Source organism: Priestia sp. FSL W8-0524 (assembly GCF_038005965.1).
In the GTDB taxonomy this organism is placed as follows: Bacteria; Bacillota; Bacilli; order Bacillales; family Bacillaceae_H; genus Priestia; species Priestia zanthoxyli.
Genome location: NZ_JBBOUG010000001.1, coordinates 1,448,584 through 1,469,802 on the forward strand (window position 1 = coordinate 1,448,584; position 21,219 = coordinate 1,469,802).

At 34.4% G+C, this 21,219-nt stretch carries 22 protein-coding genes and 1 pseudogene; 13 read left to right on the plus strand and 10 right to left on the minus strand.

Translation table 11 applies throughout. The features are described from left to right. The first annotated feature begins 74 nt into the window (after positions 1-74). The 3 genes and pseudogenes from NST66_RS07215 to NST66_RS07225 form a co-directional block, all read left to right on the plus strand. Entirely contained in the window at positions 75-902 is an 828-nt protein-coding gene (locus NST66_RS07215) for a mechanosensitive ion channel family protein (protein ID WP_340843220.1), read from the plus strand. A gap of 227 nt (positions 903-1,129) precedes the next feature. Beyond that, the gene (locus NST66_RS07220) at positions 1,130-1,891 is read left to right on the plus strand and encodes a class I SAM-dependent methyltransferase (RefSeq protein WP_168760619.1); all 762 of its coding nucleotides are present in this window, start codon (positions 1,130-1,132) and stop codon (positions 1,889-1,891) included. A 25-nt stretch (positions 1,892-1,916) separates the two neighbouring features. Continuing rightward, a pseudogene (locus tag NST66_RS07225) lies at positions 1,917-2,099 on the plus strand (stress protein); the annotation flags it as partial. A gap of 272 nt (positions 2,100-2,371) precedes the next feature. Here the strand turns inward: NST66_RS07225 and speG are convergent. Further along, positions 2,372-2,896, minus strand: a complete 525-nt coding sequence (gene speG / locus NST66_RS07230) for a spermidine N1-acetyltransferase (protein WP_028413819.1) — start codon at positions 2,894-2,896, stop codon at positions 2,372-2,374. A gap of 175 nt (positions 2,897-3,071) precedes the next feature. Here speG and NST66_RS07235 point away from each other — a divergent pair, with 175 nt between their 5' ends. Further along, positions 3,072-3,305 carry a DUF1565 domain-containing protein gene (locus tag NST66_RS07235; RefSeq protein ID WP_328171946.1) on the plus strand — a complete coding sequence of 78 codons (234 nt, stop codon included), beginning with the start codon at positions 3,072-3,074 and terminating at the stop codon, positions 3,303-3,305. 125 nt (positions 3,306-3,430) lie between these two features. Here the strand turns inward: NST66_RS07235 and arsC are convergent, their stop codons facing one another. The 3 genes from arsC to NST66_RS07250 are packed head-to-tail and all read right to left on the minus strand — an operon-like array spanning position 3,431 to position 5,542. After that, positions 3,431-3,853 (minus strand): arsenate reductase (thioredoxin), encoded by a 423-nt coding sequence (gene arsC / locus NST66_RS07240; RefSeq protein WP_028413817.1) that lies wholly within the window; start codon positions 3,851-3,853, stop codon positions 3,431-3,433. A 24-nt stretch (positions 3,854-3,877) separates the two neighbouring features. Next, positions 3,878-5,176, minus strand: a complete 1,299-nt coding sequence (locus NST66_RS07245) for an arsenic transporter (protein ID WP_340843221.1) — start codon at positions 5,174-5,176, stop codon at positions 3,878-3,880. 18 nt (positions 5,177-5,194) lie between these two features. Then, positions 5,195-5,542 (minus strand): ArsR/SmtB family transcription factor, encoded by a 348-nt coding sequence (locus NST66_RS07250; RefSeq protein WP_014460639.1) that lies wholly within the window; start codon positions 5,540-5,542, stop codon positions 5,195-5,197. A gap of 404 nt (positions 5,543-5,946) precedes the next feature. Between NST66_RS07250 and NST66_RS07255 the strand changes: the two genes are divergently transcribed. Together NST66_RS07255 and NST66_RS07260 are read left to right on the plus strand one after the other, a co-directional pair. Then, positions 5,947-6,276, plus strand: a complete 330-nt coding sequence (locus NST66_RS07255; RefSeq protein ID WP_033578631.1) for an ArsR/SmtB family transcription factor — start codon at positions 5,947-5,949, stop codon at positions 6,274-6,276. 50 nt (positions 6,277-6,326) lie between these two features. Further along, the gene (locus NST66_RS07260) at positions 6,327-6,761 is read left to right on the plus strand and encodes an ArsI/CadI family heavy metal resistance metalloenzyme (RefSeq protein WP_033578632.1); all 435 of its coding nucleotides are present in this window, start codon (positions 6,327-6,329) and stop codon (positions 6,759-6,761) included. 252 nt (positions 6,762-7,013) lie between these two features. Here NST66_RS07260 and NST66_RS07265 read toward each other — a convergent pair whose 3' ends face one another. Further along, positions 7,014-7,391, minus strand: a complete 378-nt coding sequence (locus NST66_RS07265; protein ID WP_047751227.1) for a winged helix-turn-helix transcriptional regulator — start codon at positions 7,389-7,391, stop codon at positions 7,014-7,016. Between the two features lie 102 nt (positions 7,392-7,493). On the opposite strand from NST66_RS07265, the gene NST66_RS07270 reads away from it, so the two are divergent. Together NST66_RS07270 and NST66_RS07275 are read left to right on the plus strand one after the other, a co-directional pair. After that, on the plus strand, positions 7,494-8,153 hold the full coding sequence (locus NST66_RS07270; protein ID WP_116740967.1) for an MBL fold metallo-hydrolase: 660 nt from the start codon (positions 7,494-7,496) through the stop codon (positions 8,151-8,153). Between the two features lie 11 nt (positions 8,154-8,164). Beyond that, positions 8,165-8,971 (plus strand): carbon-nitrogen family hydrolase, encoded by an 807-nt coding sequence (locus NST66_RS07275; protein WP_340843222.1) that lies wholly within the window; start codon positions 8,165-8,167, stop codon positions 8,969-8,971. A gap of 138 nt (positions 8,972-9,109) precedes the next feature. Here the strand turns inward: NST66_RS07275 and NST66_RS07280 are convergent, their stop codons facing one another. Then, positions 9,110-10,153, minus strand: a complete 1,044-nt coding sequence (locus NST66_RS07280) for a PocR ligand-binding domain-containing protein (protein ID WP_340843223.1) — start codon at positions 10,151-10,153, stop codon at positions 9,110-9,112. Positions 10,154-10,464: 311 nt separating this feature from the next. Here NST66_RS07280 and NST66_RS07285 point away from each other — a divergent pair, with 311 nt between their 5' ends. Beyond that, the gene (locus NST66_RS07285) at positions 10,465-11,598 is read left to right on the plus strand and encodes a glycerol dehydrogenase (RefSeq protein ID WP_028413806.1); all 1,134 of its coding nucleotides are present in this window, start codon (positions 10,465-10,467) and stop codon (positions 11,596-11,598) included. Position 11,599: 1 nt separating this feature from the next. Then, positions 11,600-13,363: a dihydroxyacetone kinase subunit DhaK gene (dhaK, locus tag NST66_RS07290; RefSeq protein ID WP_340843224.1), complete on the plus strand. Its 1,764-nt coding sequence runs from the start codon at positions 11,600-11,602 to the stop codon at positions 13,361-13,363. Positions 13,364-13,709: 346 nt separating this feature from the next. On the opposite strand, the gene NST66_RS07295 is transcribed toward dhaK, so the two are convergent. From NST66_RS07295 to NST66_RS07310, 4 genes are all read right to left on the minus strand, one after another. Further along, positions 13,710-13,943, minus strand: a complete 234-nt coding sequence (locus NST66_RS07295; protein WP_028413804.1) for a hypothetical protein — start codon at positions 13,941-13,943, stop codon at positions 13,710-13,712. A gap of 737 nt (positions 13,944-14,680) precedes the next feature. Next, entirely contained in the window at positions 14,681-15,535 is an 855-nt protein-coding gene (locus tag NST66_RS07300; protein WP_340843758.1) for a malate synthase, read from the minus strand. Positions 15,536-15,963: 428 nt separating this feature from the next. Continuing rightward, positions 15,964-16,809 (minus strand): isocitrate lyase/PEP mutase family protein, encoded by an 846-nt coding sequence (locus tag NST66_RS07305; protein ID WP_340843225.1) that lies wholly within the window; start codon positions 16,807-16,809, stop codon positions 15,964-15,966. A gap of 96 nt (positions 16,810-16,905) precedes the next feature. Beyond that, entirely contained in the window at positions 16,906-17,382 is a 477-nt protein-coding gene (locus tag NST66_RS07310) for a DinB family protein (RefSeq protein ID WP_033578639.1), read from the minus strand. Positions 17,383-17,541: 159 nt separating this feature from the next. On the opposite strand from NST66_RS07310, the gene NST66_RS07315 reads away from it, so the two are divergent. The 3 genes from NST66_RS07315 to NST66_RS07325 all read left to right on the plus strand — a co-directional run bounded on the left by NST66_RS07315 (position 17,542) and on the right by NST66_RS07325 (position 21,148). After that, positions 17,542-18,453 carry a DNA-3-methyladenine glycosylase family protein gene (locus tag NST66_RS07315; RefSeq protein ID WP_340843226.1) on the plus strand — a complete coding sequence of 304 codons (912 nt, stop codon included), beginning with the start codon at positions 17,542-17,544 and terminating at the stop codon, positions 18,451-18,453. 332 nt (positions 18,454-18,785) lie between these two features. After that, entirely contained in the window at positions 18,786-19,892 is a 1,107-nt protein-coding gene (locus NST66_RS07320; RefSeq protein WP_340843227.1) for a HesA/MoeB/ThiF family protein, read from the plus strand. A gap of 20 nt (positions 19,893-19,912) precedes the next feature. Next, on the plus strand, positions 19,913-21,148 hold the full coding sequence (locus NST66_RS07325; protein WP_372452327.1) for an MFS transporter: 1,236 nt from the start codon (positions 19,913-19,915) through the stop codon (positions 21,146-21,148). Positions 21,149-21,219 lie beyond the last annotated feature (71 nt).

Here is a 21,219-nt window from a genome sequence, read left to right on the forward strand (position 1 = left end):
TCATTAAGGTTTGTAAGGAACAGAAGATTTTTGTCTTTCCGTACATTTTTTTGGTATAGTGTTAGAAATAAGGAGTGGGTAAGTTGGTTTTCACTGAATTTTTCCAGCAGTTTCCCGTAAAGGTTTTAACGGTAGGGCTGCTGATTGTACTTATCGTTTATTTTATTCGCAAATTCATTAAGATTTTCTTTGATAAAACGAGCTTTTTAGATGAAAAAAGAGAAGAGACGCTCATGCACTTTTCTAATCAGGTCACAAGAGTATTGGGGCTGGCTTTTTTCTTTATTTATGTGCTTAGCCATTTCTTTGACTTCGGAAAGATTCTCACTAGTTCGGTAGTGTTGGCCAGTGCCCTGGCAATAATCCTCCAGCATATCATCCGTGATTATATAATGGGACTGACTTACTTGTTTGAACGCCAGATCCACCACGGAGATTATGTTATTCTCAACGGAAACCGTCAAGGGAAAATAGAAGAAATTACGATGCGCTACTTAAAGATTCGTCAATATGACGGCTACCTCTATACCGTCTCATATAGCAACATTACGGAACTTCAGAACGGAACCCGAGGAAGACGCCGGGTAAATGAAAGTCTTATTCTCAACTATAGGCAAAACCCGGACGATGCCTTCAAAGTAATGGAGCAGGTAGCACAAACATGTAACGAGAAATATGGTCAATATTTGTTAAAAGATGTGAATGGAATTCCTATAGAGAGCTTTCAATTCAATCAAATTACTGAACTGAACGTAGGTTTTAAAGGTCACCAATATTCATTATCAGGACTTGTAAAGGAAGCTGATTTTGTAGAAGCGAGCCAAAAGGTACGATATGAACTCGCAATGGCTGCCTACAAAAATGACCTTATGATGGCTGAAAGCTTCGAGACAAGCCATTAAAAATAAAACTCGTACCTTGTTTATATACAAGCTTTTATATTTAAGATATAAACACGCTTTTGATTTTTCAAAAGGGTGTTTTTTATTTTTAAAAATATCTATTAAGTACTTCTCTAGTACAGATTAATTATCTGAAACAGAACAAATTAATTAGTACATCTAAATTATTCTTCTAGTGACATGGTAAAATTAAACAAAGTACGTAAAAAGGTAAAGGGGGATTAACTATGACGCAAAAATCTAATTATACAAAAATCAACTCCGAAATGTGGGATGAATGGGCTTCAGCTGGAGGAGAATGGTCATTAGCTATTAATCATCAAGATTTTGTAGATGCAACTCAAGGTAATTTTGATATCTACTTAACACCTTGTAAGCCTGTTCCGCATAACTGGTTTATTCCATTTAAAAAAGCGAAAATATTGGGACTTGCTAGCGGAGGAGGACAGCAGTGCCCAGTCTTTGCAGCCCAACATGCGGAAGTTACGGTTTTTGACTACTCTGATAAGCAATTAGAATTAGAAAAAATGGTGTCCACTAGAGAAGGCTATTCTATTGACTTAGTTAAAGGGGATATGAGTAAGACATTTCCATTTGAAGATGAGACGTTCGATATGATTTTTAACCCTGTATCAAACTGCTATGTTCAAGATGTTGAACACGTTTGGCAAGAATGTTTTAGAGTTCTTAAAAAAGGTGGCGTCCTGCTATCTGGCTTTGCAAATCCTGCTCTTTATTTATTTGGAGAAGATGAGAAAGCATTACAAGTGGTTAATAAATTACCTTATGATGGAACTAAAAACACAGTAGAAAATGATGAAGAACTTATAAAAAATGGCGGTGTACAGTTTAGCCATTCATTAGAAACTCAAATTGGCGGACAGCTAAAAGCTGGATTCACCTTACAAGATCTTTATGAAGATCATCACCACAAGGGAAAAATCACCAAATATATGCCTTGTTATATTGCGACTAAATCTATTAAATAATAGTTGATTATCATGTTGAATAAGCTACCTCAACTTTTTCCAATTAGGCGATACCGTAGATTATGATGGTATTACGTATGGAGTCTGGATATTTGAAGAAGGAACATTTATTAATGAAGGTGACGGAGGTTATGATAACTGGGCCTTCAGAGGCTGGTTTGAACGCACAGGAGATGACGAAAAAACAGTCAATTTTCATAGACCTTAATTAAAAATAGAGATGAAGATAATACAAGATTCCCATCAGGGAAGATCGTATGAAGAGCCTTTACCGTTATGGTAAAGGCTCTTCTCAATATTTGAAAGCCTGAGACCGGATGTTTATAAGCATGCAGAATAGAAATTTGTATATCATCTACAGCTTAAAAAGAGAAAAACTCCTGTTGCGTCTGAACAGGAGTTTTTCTCTTTGCATTAACAGAAGCCCGATCTCATTCTTTTTTCTCTTTTAGTGAGCAGGAAACTTATACTAATTCAACCTTAGTTTTTACTTTTGGTTTGTAAATATTCTTTTTGAAACATACACATTCTTATAGCGTTATGATAGCTTCCATCGACAAAAAATTCATCTTTTAACTCACCTTCGATAGAAAAACCGACCTTCTTATAGATATGAATTGCTTTTTCGTTTTCCTTGTCTACAATTAAGTAAAGTTTATGCATATTCAATACCGAAAAGGCATAATTCATTGCTAGATTTGTGGCAACCATGGCGTAACCATGACCTTGATATGTAGGGTCAATGATAATTTGAAACTCTGCTCTACGATGAATATAATCAATTTCGACCAATTCCACTAATCCAAGCATATCCCCGTCCTTTTCTAGTATGAACCGACGCTCACCTTGATCGTGAATATGTTTATCATATAAGTCCTGTAGCTCTACAAAAGCTTCATAAGGCTCTTCAAACCAATAAGACATAATATTTGCATCATTATTGAGTTCATGGACAAATTTTAAATCTTCTCTTTCCAAAGGACGTAACTTAAGTTCCTTATTCATTTCTCAAACCTCCATATTCTAGCATTACTTTAGCACTTTCCGTTTTAAATGTAAAAGTTGCTGTAGTTTAAAAAAATAACAAGACATAGTGCGATGTTTTACATACTTATTAAAAGAGCCATAGTATAATTTAAACATCTTGTAAGTGAAACTCATTAACTTTAAGGAGTATCTTATGAAAAAAGCAGTTGGTATTTTTCTTATTTTACTGTGTTGTATAAACCAAAGGGTTGAGGCAGCTAATCAGCCTTCAGTAGAACCTATACATCATGAGATCTACGTTTCTCCTACAGGGGATGACAAAAACTTAGGTACTAAAAGCAAACCTTTTAGAACATTAAGGAAGGCAATTGAAGCAGCTCAACCCGGAACTACGGTTTACATCAGAGCTGATATTTATTACGAATAATTAATTATTAGCCGTTCAGGTACTAAACAAGAGCCTATTATTTTCATGAACTATAAAAGTGAAAAGCCCCTTATTAGTAGAGAAAAAATAAAGCAGTCTACACAAATAGACTGCTTCTTGATTAATTATTTACCTGTTTCGGCAAAACGCTGAATACGCTCACCAATTTCATCACGGACACGTTGAAAGAACGCCCATTTCTCTTCATCTGTTCCTTCTGCTTTTGCAGGATCATCAAATCCCCAGTGTTCACGCTTCACATGAGGAGGTGTTACGGGGCAATGATCAGCTGCATGGCCACATAATGTAACCACTAAATCCGCATTATTTAAAATTTCAGGATCAATAATATCAGATGTTTGGTTTGAAATATCAACACCAGCTTCTTTCATTGCTTTTACAGCGTTAGGATTTAATCCATGAGCTTCTAATCCTGCACTGCGTACATCCCATTCATCGTTATTTAGATATTTTTTTGCCCATCCTTCAGCCATTTGGCTACGGCAAGAGTTACCTGTACATAAGAAATAAAGTGTTTTTTTAGACATGTGTAAAATCTCCTTTATGATGTGTTAAGAAATAATTGATAACCAAATATATAAACCAACAAGTGTAATAAACAATGTTGGGATGGTTAAGATAATACCTGTTTTAAAATAAGTTCCCCAAGAAATCTTAACTCCTTTTGTCGAGAGAACATGAAGCCATAAGAGCGTCGCTAGAGAGCCGATAGGTGTAATCTTTGGTCCTAGATCCGAACCAATGACATTTGCATAAATCAGAGCTTCTTTAATCGTACCTGTTGCAGAAGTTGCATCAATGGCCAAAGCATCAATCATCACGGTTGGCATGTTGTTCATAATCGATGAGAGAATGGCTGCAATAAATCCCATACCAATGGTTGCTGCAAATAATCCTTGATCAGCGGTTGTTTGAATAAGGCTTGCTAGTACTTCAGTTAGCCCCACATTGCGTAATCCATACACAACAACATACATACCAATCGAAAAGAAAACAATCGCCCACGGAGCTCCTGCTAACACTTTTCTCGTGTGAACAGCCGGGCTTTTTCTTGCTATTCCTAAGAATAAAATGGCAATAATACCTGCGATAATAGAAACTGGAACATTGAAGAACTCACCAATAAAGTAACCAAGAACTAAAATAAATAAAACGATTCCTGATAAACGGAACATTTTCATGTCTTTAATGGCCTCAACAGGTTTCTGTAAATCATCTAGATTGTATTTCTTAGGGATGCTTTTGCGAAAATACAAATACAAGACAGCAATACTTGCCAAAAGTGAAAATAAATCTGGCACAATCATGCGTGAGGCAAATTCAGAAAAACGAATACCAAAGAAATCAGCTGATACAATGTTGACCAAGTTACTTACTACAAGAGGTAACGATGTTGTATCCGCAATGAATCCACTGGCGATAATAAAAGGAAAGACCATTTTATCTTCAAATTTGAGTGCCCGCACCATAGCAAGTACGATAGGTGTTAGAATTAAGGCTGCCCCATCATTTGCGAATAATGCGGCTACTACAGCTCCAAGTAGGGATACATATACAAACATGCGAACGCCATTTCCTCCTGCAGCACGCGCCATATGTAACGCTGCCCACTCAAAAAATCCAATTTCATCTAAAATTAAAGAAATAATAATAACTGCAATAAACGTTAACGTTGCATTCCATACAATTTGAGTTACATTTAGCACGTCATGGAAATCAACCACACCTGCTAAAAGAGCTAAAACTGCGCCTCCACACGCTGACCAACCAATAGACAAGTTCTTTGGCTGCCAAATGACAAAAATCAATGTCACTAAGAAGATGAGGGAGGCCACTATAACTGATACCACTTTACAAACCTCCTACTATTAGCAACAACTAATGCGTAATCCTTGCTTTTCTAGTTCTTTTAATCGTCCATCTTCGCTTGGTAAAGATTCAAGTATATTAAGGACAAACTGATAATAGCCGTTTTCTTTATTTAATGAATAGAAAATCCAATGCCCTTGTCGTCTTTCCTTTACAAGTTCGATATCTCTTAATTTACGCAAGTGTTGGCTAATAGCCGGTTGACTTGCTTTATAAATTTCAACTAGCTCACAAACACAGCACTCGTTATTTTGGAGCAGTTTCATCATAGATAATCTTGTCTTATCGCCAAGCAGCTTCAGTATCTGTGCTGCTTTCTCCATTTCTATTTGTACTTTTACATCCAATCCAACTCACCTCCTTATTTCCAAATATAATTATATAAGTATTTTATTATACATTCAACAAAAATATACACTACTATTAAACAAAAAAATTTGATTAATGTCTTGATTTATCTAAATTTTCCAGATATGATGAATACATTAAAAAAAATTGATTTATAAAAGTGAGGGGAAAAGCAGTGAGAGTCAACAACTCTGGAAACTTATCCGTTACGTACTTTCGAGCCTATTTTCATTTAGTTATGAACACTCAAGGGATGAACTATAAGGAAGCACAAAGTCTAATCTTTCAGCGTTTTTTTCATCAAGATCCTACGTTAAGAGGGGAAACTACATACAGTAACTTTAAAAAAGCTGCCGAGAGCTTCGAACTTTAAATCAAAAAAAATTGATGAAGGAGAATGACAATGGAAACAGTCAAGGAAGGAAAGCACCCATTTAAACAGTACGAACAAAAATTTAAAGCTCTTGCTGATCAAAAGAGATTAGAAATTATGTATGAGCTCTGCCAGCGAGGACAGACATGCGTATGTGATCTAACTGAATTCTTTGGGATGTCTCAATCTAAACTTTCCTACCACTTAAAGATTTTATTAGAAGCAAACCTCATCACAAAAGAAACAAAAGGGACATGGAGTTATTATGATTTAAATGATAAAGAGGTGAACCACCTCTTATCAGAAGAACTATGCTGCTTGTTTAGAAAAGATACAAGTAAAAGCGGCCCATGCTCTTAATTTACTACATTCCAAATAATATTATTTAGCATGCGAAGGAGGAAGTGTAAATGAAATATGTTCATGTAGGAATTAATGTAACGAATCTAGAGGCGTCCATTAAGTTTTATCAAAAGGTATTTGGCGTTCAACCTGTGAAAACGAAAATAGATTATGCTAAATTCTTGTTAGATGAACCCGGATTAAATTTCACCTTGAACGTACGTGACGATGTAAAAGGTAATCAAGTGAATCATTTCGGCTTCCAAGTAGAAACTCCTGAGGAGATTCATTCTCATAAATCACGACTAGAAAAAGAGGGGTTCTTTGCTCGTGAAGAAATAGATACGACCTGCTGCTATGCTGTGCAAGATAAGTTTTGGGTAACAGATCCTGACGGGAACGAGTGGGAGTTTTTTTATACGAAATCTGATAGTGAGGTTCATAAGACTGAGGATAGCGTTGGAGTGAATGAAAAGTCACCTGCAAGCAACTCATGTTGCTGATGCTTAAATGACAAAAAAGACAGGAAGAAGTAGACTCTTTCTGTCTTTTTTATTTAGCATAAAATCGATTATGTTTAGCGGAGTTTTCTTGCTAAGACAGCTAACTGTAAGCATATATATTTTCTTGCTTATAATTAGAACTCATTTCTATGCCAAAACTTGATTAGAATAGATAGAATTGAATGCTTATATGAACAATAGGTTTGATTGTATGTTAAATGTTAAAGGAATAAAGTGAGGGATTACCCTTAATTATTGAGACTCTTTTATTCCTTCTTCCTGCTTGCTTATATAAGCATTGCCCCATTTCTCTAAAGATTTAAGTATTGGGATAAAACTTTCTCCAAGCTCTGTTAAATAATATAAAACTCTTTTAGGGTTATCATTTGTTTCTTCTCTTTCTATTAATCCGTCTTTTTCCATATCGCGAAGCTGGAGTGTAAGGATGCGCTGAGTAATACCCGGTATTTCACGGCGCATTGCATTATAATACATAGGTGACTTTGATAACAAAGACAAAATAATGCCTTTCCATTTACCGCCCATAATATGCATCGCTAATTCAATTGGACAGGCTTGCTTTACAGTTAACGTACAAGGGCCGTATTGATCACTTTTAAACTCTGACATTTCCTCACCTCAATGGGGAGTAACAAATTTGTGCCTTCTTGTTACTCCTATTTTTTCTGATTACACTTATGATATCAAATAAATCAGAAGAAGGTGTATGAATTGGAATTTGTTCAAATCTCTGAACATGTTTATAGACTCACTTATGAAACCGTCGTTGGTATCCGAGTTAAGATCAATACATGGTACATAGTGGATGGTGAGGATGTTTATCTCATCGATACCGGAATGGAAGACTATGCATATGCGCAGTTGAATGCGGCAAAATCTTTAGGTATTCCCAAGAGTATCTTGCTGACACATGGCCATTTGGATCACATTAATGGTGCCAAGTATTTAAAAGATCATTTAAATATTCCTATTTACGCACACGAAATTGAAACGCCTTTTATCAATGGCGAAAAACCGTATCCAAACAAGGCAGAAAAAGAAACAACAGGCGTAGAACATCAAGTTGAAGGTTTAAGCGACAATATCATTAAAACGTTACCCGTAGACGTATATCTAACACCCGGTCATACCCCGGGACATGTCATATACCATCATAAAGATGACAATGTGCTGCTAATTGGAGACTTATTCTTTTCTAATACCGAATCCTTACATCCACCGATTCGAAAGTTCACAGTTGATATGGATGAAAATATTAATAGCGGGCGAATTATAGATAAAATTAAACCCTCTATTATTTCTTCTTCACATGGCGAAGATGTCAAATACAGCAATGATTTATATTCTATTTATAAATTTATCTATGAATGAGAGGGAAAAACATGAAAATACAATTATTTCAAATGGAGATTATTGAAGGAGAAGTTAAGCAAAACGAAAACCGTATTGTATCCTTATTTGCAGAAAAGCTGGATATAGATACAGAAATTGTTGTAATACCTGAAATGTGGAATACGGGTTATGATTTAGAAAATGTAGCAGAAAAAGCAGACATTGATTTAAAGAGGGCTTTTCCATTTATCCAAAGTTTAGCAACTAAGTATCAGGTGAATATCATTGCAGGTTCAGTTTCGAATAAAAGGAATGGAAATATTTATAATACAGCCTTTGCAGTATCAAAAACGGGGGAACTGCTCTATCAAAAAGATAAGATACATCTTGTGCCGATGTTAGATGAACATCATTATTTAACAGGTGGAGATGAAGTACCGGAAATATTCAAAATTAACGGTATCAAAACTAGTCAAATTATATGTTACGATTTACGTTTTCCAGAAATCACACGTTTTCCGGCTTCTCAAGGTGCAAAAATCATATTCTACGTTGCACAATGGACTACCAAAAATATAAATCATTGGAGAACACTATTGAGAGCAAGAGCTATAGAAAATGGTGTATACGTCATTGCATGTAACAGCGTGGGGAATGTGAATCATAAAAATCATGCCGGCAACACATACGCTGGACATTCAATGGTCATCGATCCAAATGGAAACATTATAAAAGAGGGGAGAGACAAAGAAGAAATCATAACAGCAGAAATTCATATACAGAAAGTTACAGAACAACAAAAAAACATCCCAATGTTTGAAAGCCTGAGACCCAATGTTTATAAGCATGCGGAATAGAGATTTATATATTATTTATAGCGTAAAGGCCAGCACATGACTGTGTCTCATTGCTTTTCCATACTGAAAAGCACCCTTTTTAGAATACTAGTATCAGTATGGAAAAGTTATATGTTTCTTACGTCAGGACTGAAAACTCTACATCTTTTCTTGATAATATTTCCGATAGACGTTAGGAGTTATATTTTCATATTTTTTAAATGTCTTGATGTAATATCCAGGATCATTAAAACCTAATTCATCGCTAATCTGTGCAATAGACAAATCCGTTTCTTCTAATAATTGTTTGGACCACTCTATTTTTTTGAGCGAAATAAAAACAGAAAAATTCATACCCGTTTCTTTGGTAAATATACGGCTGAAATAACCTGTGCTAATGTGACATAAATGAGCCATCTTTTGCTGAGATATTTTTTCTCTTTTATGTTTATAAATGTAGTCAAAGGCTGGCTGTAATACTTTGTTTTTACAAACTAAGTGATCGTTAATAGACGTTTTTACATAAGCATTAGTAACTGTGTTGGCTAACTCCTTTTTTATATTTTGAATATTATCTAGAGAATAACCGTAAGAAATATCTTCAGTAGAAACGTCTTCTTTTACTGGAGCCATCTTTTCATATACTTCTAAAATCAAATTTTTATTCATAGCTTCCTCTACAATGTAGTTACAAAGCCTATATAACATTTGAGCAGCTTCGTTAATTTCTGTATAGGATAGAGTAGGAATAGAATCATATAGACGCTGTATTTCCTCATTATTATTTAACTTCTGTTCAAATCCCTTTGATGGAACAGTAAGCATTTGTTCCAATTGAGGATGTTTGTCACCATCCTCAATTTTTACTTCTCCCGCCATGATAGCGCCTACATATTTATCATCAATTATAATGGGAATGGCAATATCGACAATATTCCAGTGGCATAAATAGATATAAGGAGCATTGGTTCTAACTGCCTCTAATCCTCCCCGCGCATCGCACTTTTCACAAAGTTTTGCCGTATCAGGATTTTTACGCATAGTCTCACAAAATGGACGTACACCACTGTGTTGAGAAATGGGCACTCCTTTATAGTTAACCGTAACAATCGCTAATTTTGTAACAAACGCAAGTGAATCTTGAAGATTTCGCCATTTCTTTAAATCTAGTATTTTATCTAAATTCATGTAAGTAGTTTTCAATGATGTTTTATCTCCCTTGCTTCTACTTCCCGTGTGGTAGTTTGTATTACCTACTTGAGAATACCTTTATTTTATTCCTGAGTTTGTAAAATAAAAGAGTGTTCAGCGATAAAGGTAACCTCTTTTCAACGTGAACTTAGTAGTATTTTCACCTGAAATAATGTCATAATAATACCATATTAAATGAAGAGAGCAAAAAAATACGATAAAAAGTTGTAAAAACTCGTCATTTAAGACTAATGTAATCTTACACAAAAGATAGTAAAATTCCGATTGTAAGGGATTACAAAGTTAATTAGGAGGTTGTATTCATGAGAAAAGCATTTATTAGTCCTTCAAAATACATTCAAGGTGAAGATGAGATTTTAAATTTAGGTTATTTTGTGAAAACATTTGGTACCTCTGCACTTTTAATAGCACATCCTGAAGATATTAAACGTGTACAAGGCAAATTAGATGCAACAGCAGAAAAATATGGTATTACATTTTTTGAAGGCGGATTCAATGGCGAATGTTCAAGACCAGAAATTTCTAGATTGCAGGAAATAGCAAAAGAAAACAACTGTGATTGTACAATTGGTCTAGGTGGTGGTAAGGCAATTGATACAGCAAAATGTGTAGCAGAGGGAGAGGGATTAATTATCGTCCCAACAATTGCTGCTACGGATGCACCTACAAGTCATTCCGCAGTTATCTATACACCAGAGGGTGCTTTTGATGATTACGCATACTTTAAGCAAAGCCCAAGTGTTGTATTAATTGATACAACAGTCATCGCTAATGCACCTACTAGATTCTTAGTATCTGGTATGGGGGATGCGTTATCTACTTATTTCGAAGCAAGAGCAACAGCACGTTCTTTCTCTAATGTAAATGCTGGATTACCTTGTGGAGTGCGTGAGGACGTATGTGCACCAGCAAAAGGTACAAATGCAGCGTTAGTTTTAGCAGAACATTGCTACAACACTCTATTAGAGGACGGGGTTAAAGCAAAAGCTGCAAGCGATCATAATGTTGTTACTCCAGCCTTAGAAAACATTATTGAAGCCAACATCTTATTATCAGGATTAGGGTTTGAAAGTGGTGGATTAGCTGGAGCACATGCCATTCATGATGGGCTTACTCTTTTAGAAAGTGCGCACCACTACTTCCACGGTGAAAAAGTAGCTTTTGGTACATTAGCACAATTGGTATTGGAAAATGCGCCAACTGAGGAAATAGAAGAAGTGTTAGATTTCTGTTTAGCAGTAGGACTCCCAGTTTGTCTTGCTGATATTGGAGTAGAACAAATTACACAAGAAGAGTTAATGGAAGTAGCTAACAAAGCTTGTATTCCAGAGGAATCTATTTATTCTATGCCATTCCCTGTTACTCCAGAGTCAGTAGCTGCAGCTATCCTTGCAGCAGATCAAATTGGAAATGATTATAAGAAGAGGTTGATATAAGATGAAAAAAATTATTAATAAACCAGAAGATGTCGTACTTGAGATGTGTAAAGGGATGGTTCTAGCACATCCGGAACTGAGTTTAATTGAAAAATATAAAATCATTAAAAAAGAACAAATTAACAAAAATAAAGTAAGCATAATTAGCGGGGGCGGCAGTGGACATGAACCTGCTCATGCTGGGTATGTCGGGAAGGGTATGTTAGATGCAGCAGTTTGTGGTGATGTATTTGCCTCACCTTCTCAAATACAGATTTATCAAGCCATTAAAGAAACTGCTAGCGATAAGGGAACTTTACTCGTGATTAAGAACTACAGTGGTGACATGATGAATTTCAAGAATGCTGCTTATCTAGCTGAAGAAGATGGCATTCAAGTGGATTATGTAAAAGTAGATGATGATATCGCTGTACAGGACAGTTTATATACAGTTGGAAGACGCGGAGTAGCTGGTACTGTTCTTGTTCATAAAATAGCAGGTGCAGCAGCAGAACGCGGCTATGATCTACCAAAAGTGAAAGAGGCAGCAGAAAATGCTATTGCGAATGTTAAAAGCATCGGCTTTGGACTAACTTCTTGCACAGTTCCCGCTAAAGGAACTCCTACTTTCGAGATTGCAGAAGATGAGATGGAATTTGGCGTTGGCATTCATGGAGAACCTGGTATCCGTCGTGAAAAAATTATTTCAGCAGACGAACTTGCAGAGCGCATGGTAACGGCATTATTAAAAGAAATAGGGATAGAAGATGGAAAAGGAGAAGTGGCTGTCCTAATTAATGGATTTGGAAGCACACCTCTTCAAGAACTGTATTTATTAAATCATTCTGTCATTCGTGAATTGTCACGTAGAAAAGTAACGATTGCAAGAACGTTTGTCGGAAACTATATGACAGCCATTGATATGGCCGGTGCTTCTATTTCGATTATGAAATTAGATGAAAACTTAAAGAGTCTCCTATCTGAAGAGTGCGATACTCCTGCGTTAAAAATCAAAGGTGAAGTACCAGCTGTCACTTATGATGAAATCATCGGTAGCGTAGAGGCCCCGAAAGTGTCTTATGAGGTGCAAACCAACAAAGAATATTCCGTAGTAACGGAAAATCGATTGACGTTGAATAATATTATTTTTATGGTAGACCAAATGAGTGAATGTATTATTAGAAATGAAATACCGTTTTGTGAATTAGATTCCCATGCTGGTGACGGAGACTTTGGTATGAGTGTTGCTAAAGGATTCAAACAATTGAAAGCTGAATGGCACGAAATTCTAGAAAATAAATCAAATGATATTGGCAACTTTCTAGAGGCATGTTCCATTGTTATCATGGAGCACTGTGGCGGGGCATCAGGGCCTATTTGGGGATCAGCATTTCGTGCGGCTGGAAAGAACACTGAATCTAAAACCGAACTGACTTTAACAGAATTTGCTGAAATGATCCAAGCGTCTGTAAAAGGAATTCAAGCAACAGGAGAACGTTCTTTTGGACGTGGAGCTGTTGTGGGAGATAAAACTTTAATTGATGCCTTAGTACCTTATGCAGATACGTTAACGTCAAGTGCCGCTGAAGGTGAAAGCTTGAAACATGCGCTTGTCAAAGCAGCAGAAGCTGCTGTTGAAGGAGCAAAATCAACTGAACAGATTGTTGCACGTATGGGGCGTGCTGGTACGGTTGGAGAAAGAAGCCTTGGTTATCCGGACGCAGGTGCACATGGCTTAGGTGTAATTTTTACTGAAGTAGCTCAAGTAATGCAAGAAAAACAGTAAAATTTGGTATTATCTCCTCTAAGTATAGTGTAAAGAAATTACTCTTTGAGAGTGAGGGCTACACTATATTTAGTGGGGATTTTTTATGGTTCACTAAGGACGAGCTTCAACTTACTTAAACTGGAAAATGATAGTTTTCTTATCTCAAAAAAAAGCCCGTAAAAGTATACTGTTGCTGACTATCTATATCAGGCAACCTTAATCTTAAATTAAAACATGTTAGCGATATTCAAAAGCATACTAACCGTCTAGAAAAAGAGTGGGAAAGATATAAAAAGAGCAAAGGCTTCTTCATTTATAAGAAGCCTTTGCTCTTTTTATATTGTTAGCTATTAGTAAGTACTAGTTAGAGAAAAACAATTCCAAGTATAAATAAACATATGGTAATAATGTTTATAACATTTTTAGCTTTGTCATCTTCTTTTATTGAAGTTACAAGTTCAAATATTATGACAAGAGTAAGTATAGACAAAGCTATTTGTAGATGTAAGTTAAATGCATATACAGATATTACAATTAGAGCATATATAATACCTAAAATTATATTTTTGTTATTCTTAGTTTTTTCATAATTACTCATTTAAAAACTCCTTATTTAAAAGTATTAGCTGTTCTTTGTTTTTTAAGGGAAGGTGTCAGTAACTAGGAGTAGGGTAAGGAAGATAATAGAAAAGGAAAAGCTATGTATAATATGATTTATATTTTCTTTGTCTGCTTTCTCTCAAGTGGATAATTTTACAAAAGTTTAAAAAATGAATACCTCCTATAATTTCTATAACTAGCATTTTTTATAATATCAAATACTTCTTTCTAAGAATTGTAGCAAAAATAAAAAGCTCCCCCAGCACCATTTGTTTTAGAAAAACTTGATAAGCAATTTTATTTTTTAATACCCTTTCATCCTTGTTGGGTGAGTACACTGAAAGATGGGGTAGTCCTCATATCATATTCTGTAAAAAGTGTACTAAATATGACTGCCTATAGTTCTGAAACAGTACGTTTTCATAAAGATATTCTGTTTAGCTCAACTGTATATTAAAATAAACGTACTAGCTTAATTTATTGCTTGTTGATATGTTGTTAGATATGTACCTGTTTAGAAAAAAATAAAATAACTTACTGATAGTCCTTATGTAGAGCAGAACAAGCAGATTCTTAATTATTAAGAGCCTGCTTGTTTTACTTTACACGTAGCAGTAGATTCTTTATTTACGCTTTTATTGGCAAACAGAGCCTGGCACTGTTCGTCATTAGCAATGGGTCAGAAAAGTGCGTCAGTCTTTTTTTATTCTTAATTAATTACCTGTGGGCTAACATCTAAATACGCATTAATGCGCCATTAGGCTTTGGTAACTCTTGATCCGTTATCAAATTCATTTTGCAAAAATGTTCAAAAAATTGCTGTGCCTGCTCTCGTTCGTTTGAGTCACTTTTCAATGAAACTATATCAAGCAAAATTTGAGCCATCCATGAATTATCAAAATAACGGTATTTACCTGTATTCCACACCATTTTTTGGGAGTTCTTTTCGTTTATATAATATTTCCAGAAAAGCATCTGATTGGATTCTTGTTCTGTAAGTTGGAGTCTGTACGTTGAATGAGCAGGAATATATCCATCTTCGCAAAGCTTACCGATAAAATTTTCATTGACCATATAGACACCTAAGATGCGTCTGCCTTTTTCAGGCATACTGGAATCTATTGCTGTTAACAAGACAGCGCTATTTTGATGTAGGCGGGTGGGTTTGGTTGGCTTCCCCTTGTAATTACCACTTTTTATTACGCCTGAAAAAACCGTCCACTCTGAAAAAGAACTATTCTGTTCTTCTGTGTCGCACCAAAAAACCATTTGTGATTCGGGATGAAGTTTATGGTTTTTCATAAGTTTTTCATGTCCCCAGCGAAGTTCCTGATTTTTTCGCTGTAATTTTTTTTCTTCTTCCTTCTTCCATTCTTCCTCTTTTCGTTCCGTTTCCTTTTCTTCTAAAATTTTTTCCAGGGAATGAGCAACACTTTTATCATGCAGTTTTAGGTGCTTTCCAAATACATCGGGGAAAACAAATTTTTTGTTTTCTGATGCGAAATTTATTTCAATGCTAGAATCATTATATTTAACTATAGTACCTGTTCCAAAATGCTTGTGTGTAACTTTCTTATCGATTAGATTCATCATTCTAGGCCTCCTTGTAGAATAAAAACGCGGTTACTACTTAGATAGTAAATTAATAATTTTATTCAACTAACTTACCTTTTGAGTTAACACAATTATTTTAATTTTATTTAAAAAAGAAAAAGCAACCTCAGTCTTTAATGGCATTCGAGTGAGGTTGCTTTTTGAGATAACTCTATAACTTTAGATAAATGATAACATATTTATACGATAACGACTATCTTTTCCATGACGAGCACATGTATAAAAGGGGAGCTTTTTATATATCATATCTTCAATCACCTGAAAGAAAATAGTTGTTATATCAACAATCTATAAAACGTTTTATGGTAACTGTTTAAATATAGTTCAAACAGCAAAAGAACTACTGTATATTTCAGTAGTCCTACCAGTTCTATAAAGGCAAGCTAAATTAAATTTGATAAATTCTATTCAGGAGTCCCAATTAGTTCTGTTATCGCATCATAACTCATATTATCATTCATTAATCGTTGAAAATTATTATCACAAAGGATATCTTCAGTAATTCTTTGTAATAATGTAGCAGTTGCTCTAAAAGGGGCGGATCCAGTACTTAATCTTTCAATACCAACTTGCGATAATGTATTAATAGAAGGCAAGTTTGGCCCAGACAAAAGATTAATGGGACACGATAGTTCTTGTCGAACTTTTTTAATGGATTCCATGTCATATAGTCCAGGAATAAAAATACAATCTGCTCCAGCCTTTTGATATGCTTTTCCCCTATTGATGGCTTCTTGAAGTCTTAGATCCGGATTTCCTGTATTTAACCAATACAAATCAGTACGCGCATTAATAAATAATGGGGCTTTTAGCGATTTGGATAGCAATCTAATTTCAGATATTTTTTCTACTTGCAACGAAACATCTAAAATAGGACTATCTAAATCTCCCGTCCCATCTTCTAGGTTTATACCAATTCCTCCTGCTAAAATAATTTGTCTTGTATTATCTACCACTTCATTAGTAGACCTGCCATAGCCAGACTCTAGGTCTACACTGACAGGAATATTGACGGAATTAATAATTCTCTTAACAGCTTCTAACATTTGTTCAAAAGGGATTTTTTCACCATCATTATATCCTAAAGACATTGCTATGCCAGCACTGGTTGTTGCAATAGCTGGAAACCCATTTTTCTCAAAAATTTTAGCACTGATAACATCCCAAGCATTAGGCAATACAAAAGTATAGGGTCTTTTGTGAAGTTGTTGAAACGTCTGAAATTTAAGTAAATGCTTTTCATTATTCACAATGGTTCTTCCCCCTTTAAGTAAACAACTTTATGGCTTTGTATGAGCGTTCTTTAGAGCAGAGAAAAATAAAACAACGGGAGATTAATCAGAAACTTAATCCCATATTATAGGACGTTTAACTTTTGCAGTTCTTAAATAATCTAAAAGTTGTCCTGTATGTACTGATTCATGATAAGCCACTCGTAACAACATATCTCCTAACTCTCGAATATATCCCATCTCCGATCGGTCTATCTTTATCTCTGTTAGCTGCTTTTCATTAAGGAGGCCTAAAAACTCTATAAATTTTTCCCTATATGGTTGAGCAAACTTTAATGCTTCTTCAACAGAACTAAATGTTACTGCCTTATAAGGATTATGCTCCTCTGTTAGAGAAAGGTTAAGTGGTTTTTCTAACATTTGATGATAGAGGTATTCTCCTTCAAGAACATGATGTATCATTTCCCTACATGACATTGCTTCTGGATCAGGGCGCCAGTCTAACCTATCTTGAGGTATTGACATCCATACTTTTATACTTCGACGTCTCACTTCTTCAAAGTTTAGTAAAATAAAACTCATCGCATCCATTTTCGCTCACTCCTTTAATTTTACTATAAATATAACATATCCAAAGTCTTACAATGAAAAATATGGATGGTTTTATAAATATTATCTGTTATTTAGATTAATCATTAATTTTTCAAGAAAGCCTGTTAATATAGATTTATTAAAAATTAGGAGGAAGTTATGAGACAAAAAATAATTAGAATTAATAAACCAAGCATATATAATTTTGATTTAATTTTAAGGTACATAAAAAACTCGCCCTCTTTTGTAATCGAGAAGGTTATTGAAAACACATATTGTAGAGCTTTTATAATAGGGGGAAGAACGTACCTAGTACTAGTTAGGGACGAAGGAATCGATAGTAAGTACTTGGAAGTTAAAGTTATTGGTGAAGAAGTTAAGAATAATCAGGTTCAACTAGTAAAGGAGAAAATTATCACAATATTTTGTCTGGAACAAGATATAAACAAAGCTCAAAAGTCTATAGCTAATGAATCTAAGATAGGAAAATTAATAAAAATGTACGAAGGGTTTAGACCTGTTTTATTAGGAAGTGTCTACGAATCCATCATATGGGCAATCATCGGTCAACAAATTAGTGCAAAAGTTGCTCATAGGATTAAAAAGAGTTTGTTAGAAAAAACAGGAGCTAAAATAATAATTAATAACTGTGAATATTATACAGATTTATGCCCCCACAAGGTGATGAAGTTAAATATAAACCAACTTCGTGACTTAAAGCTAAGTCAAAGGAAAGCTGAATATATTCATGAAATAACTAAAGCCATTATAGATGAGGAGCTAGACTTAAGTTGCTTATATTTATTAGATCGTGAAGGGGGTTGTAGCTATTTAATGAAACATAGGGGTATAGGAAAATGGACGGCAGAGTCAATACTAATGAGAGGTATAGGACGTCAAGACATTCTACCCGCAGGAGATTTAATTATACGTAAAGTAGTAGGAGAGATTTATGAGTATAACGAATTATTAGCAGAATCACAAGTTAGAAAAATATCTACTCAATGGAAAACTGCGGAAACCTGGATTACTCATCTATGCTGGTTTTACATGCAAGAAAAAATATTATAAATGGAATATTTGTCGGTTTAAAATAAACGAAAAAAAGTATAATTTACCTGTTTTTGTTTGAATATTATAAAAATTGGATTTAATTGTTGAAAATGCCTTTTTAATGCAATACTATAAATATATCTTTTAAGAAATGGAGGTGTTAGTTATGAAGGTAAAAGTTAAGAAAACAACTAATAAAGCTGCGGTATTAAACGGTATTCCAGGCTAAAACGTTATCATTATGTGAACTACTTACTTATTGTTTAAACTTCAAGTCTGTAAATATAGGGAACTATCATATGATAGTTCCCTATTTCAATAATTAAGAGAAATGGAGTGAAATGTAGAAAATGAAACCTAAGTTCAAAGAGACAATCCCTGTATTTTTTATAAATGATGAAATCCATATTGGTGAAGAAGATGGAGTAGCAGGAGTTATTGAAGATCCCAGTGGAAGTATTAAGTATTTAATTTCTCTTATTAACGGAAAAAATTCTATAGAAGAAATAATACATTTAGTCCAAGAAAAGTATCCAAACATAAAAGAAAATGAGGTATTGGAAGGGATAAAGGCATTAGATACAGAGAAATATTTAGAAGATAATTCTTTGAATCCTCAATCTATAGGAGATTATGAACTCGAAAGATACAAAGCAAACCTTAATTACTTTTCGCTTTTTACGTCTTTAGAGGACAATAAGTACAATGTGCAAGAAACTATCATAAATACAAAGGTTGCTTTGCTCGGAATCGGAGGTTTAGGTAGTCAAATACTATATCATCTATCTGCATTAGGTTTTCATAACATTAATGCATTGGATTTTGATACTTTGGAATTAAGCAATTTTAATAGACAGTTGTTATATTCTGAAAAAGATATTAATAAGTTAAAAACGGAATTAGCAAAGGAAAGAATATCGCGTTTTAATCCTAATGTTAATTTAAACGTTACTAATAAGCGTATAGAATGTGCTGAAGATGTAATGGCACATATTGAAGGTAGTGATTATGTAATTTGTGTAGCCGATAAACCAACCCTTCATATACAGGACTGGGTAAATGAAGCAGTAGTGAAGTTAGGAAAGCCGTTAGTTTCAGGTGGAGTCCTAAACACAAGAGGCAGATTTTATTCTATGTTACCAGGAAAAACTGGGTGTGTAGAGTGTCATAAACAAACCATAATTGAAAGTGATGTTATAGTTAATAAGCAACTTGACAGTATGCATCAGATAAATTTTCAACGAAATAATGCTGCGATTAGTCCTAATGTAGCTATGTTGTCTGGTGCTATTGTAAATGAATTTTTAGGGTTGGTAACAGGTATTCAAACTCCAACATCATTAGGGAAAATGATGGAATTAAATTTCCTTACATATCAAACTTACCCTATTTCAGAGTGGAATAAGAAAGAGGATTGTCCAGTTTGCCATTCCGCACCTGTAACAGCAGGTAAATAATTATGATGGGGGGGTAAATGTTGAAATCTTATGAAGTACTAAAGAACAGAGATTTTTTATGCTTATTTTTAAGTGCCACAACAAGTAAGTTGGGCACGTCTTTTTTTCAAATCGCACTGCCTTTATTAGTATATGATTTGACTAAATCACCAAGTTTAATGGCATTAACATTTGTTTTAGAAATTACGCCTCAAGTATTGTTTAGTTTGTTAGGCGGAGCCTTAGCTGATCGTATAAGTAAGAAATACATTTTATTAATAGGTGATATTTTATCAGCCATTTTAATTATTATCATACCTCTTGCAGCTTTAATAAACGTGTTAGATATATGGATTGTATATGTGGTAGCTTTTTTAATATCAGCTGTGAGTGCATTTTATCATCCAAGTTTTGAATCAGTCATACCAGAAATTTTAGAAGGTGAAAATTTAATACAGGGTAACTCTTTATTCAAGTTATCAGAGACAATTACAACCTTTGCAGGCCCTTCAATAGCAGGCATTTTAATTGCTTTGGTTGGAACTCATAACTTATTATATTTTAATTTTTTCACGTATTTTCTTTCTGGAATATTCATTGGCTTAATAACTAAGAAATATAAAAGCCAGAATCCAGTTAATAGTTCTATAATGAATTCAATAGCTGAAGGAGTTAAATACGTTATAAATACTAAAAAGATTTTGATAGGGACTATTCTCATATTCTTAATCAATGTGGGTTATGGTGCTATGGAAGCTTTATTTATGTTTCATCTAAAGGATAATTTACATTTATCGGCACAGTATATTGGTTTAATATTTTCCCTACAAACTTTAGGGTCATTTGTAGCAATTTATGCTGCAAATAAACTAAATAAATTACCACGGGGAAATATAATTATCTATTGTGGTGTAATAATAGGTTTAGGTCAAACTATCCTTACTTTTTCAAACACTGCAGTTATTTTGTTAATAGTCTGTAGAATTGTAATTGTCGGTTCGGTAACATTATTAGCAATTAATTGGTTTACCCTTAGGCAAGAGATTGTGCCATCAGCCTTATTGGGAAGAGTAATTAGCTCAACTCGTATGTTAGCTTTTTTGGCTTTACCGATTAGTGGAATGCTAGCAGGTGTTGCAGCTGAATATATTAGCGTCTCTTTAATTTTTATTTCAGCAGGCATCCTAACGATTGTGGCGTCTTTAATCGGCATTAAGACCTCTCTATTTGAGACCCAACAATCTATAGATCAACCTATTAATAGTAGCAACAAGTAGATAATTACTTGGGTTGACTTGAAACATATTGATATTTAGTGTATTCTTCTATAAGAACTTCATACTTGGAG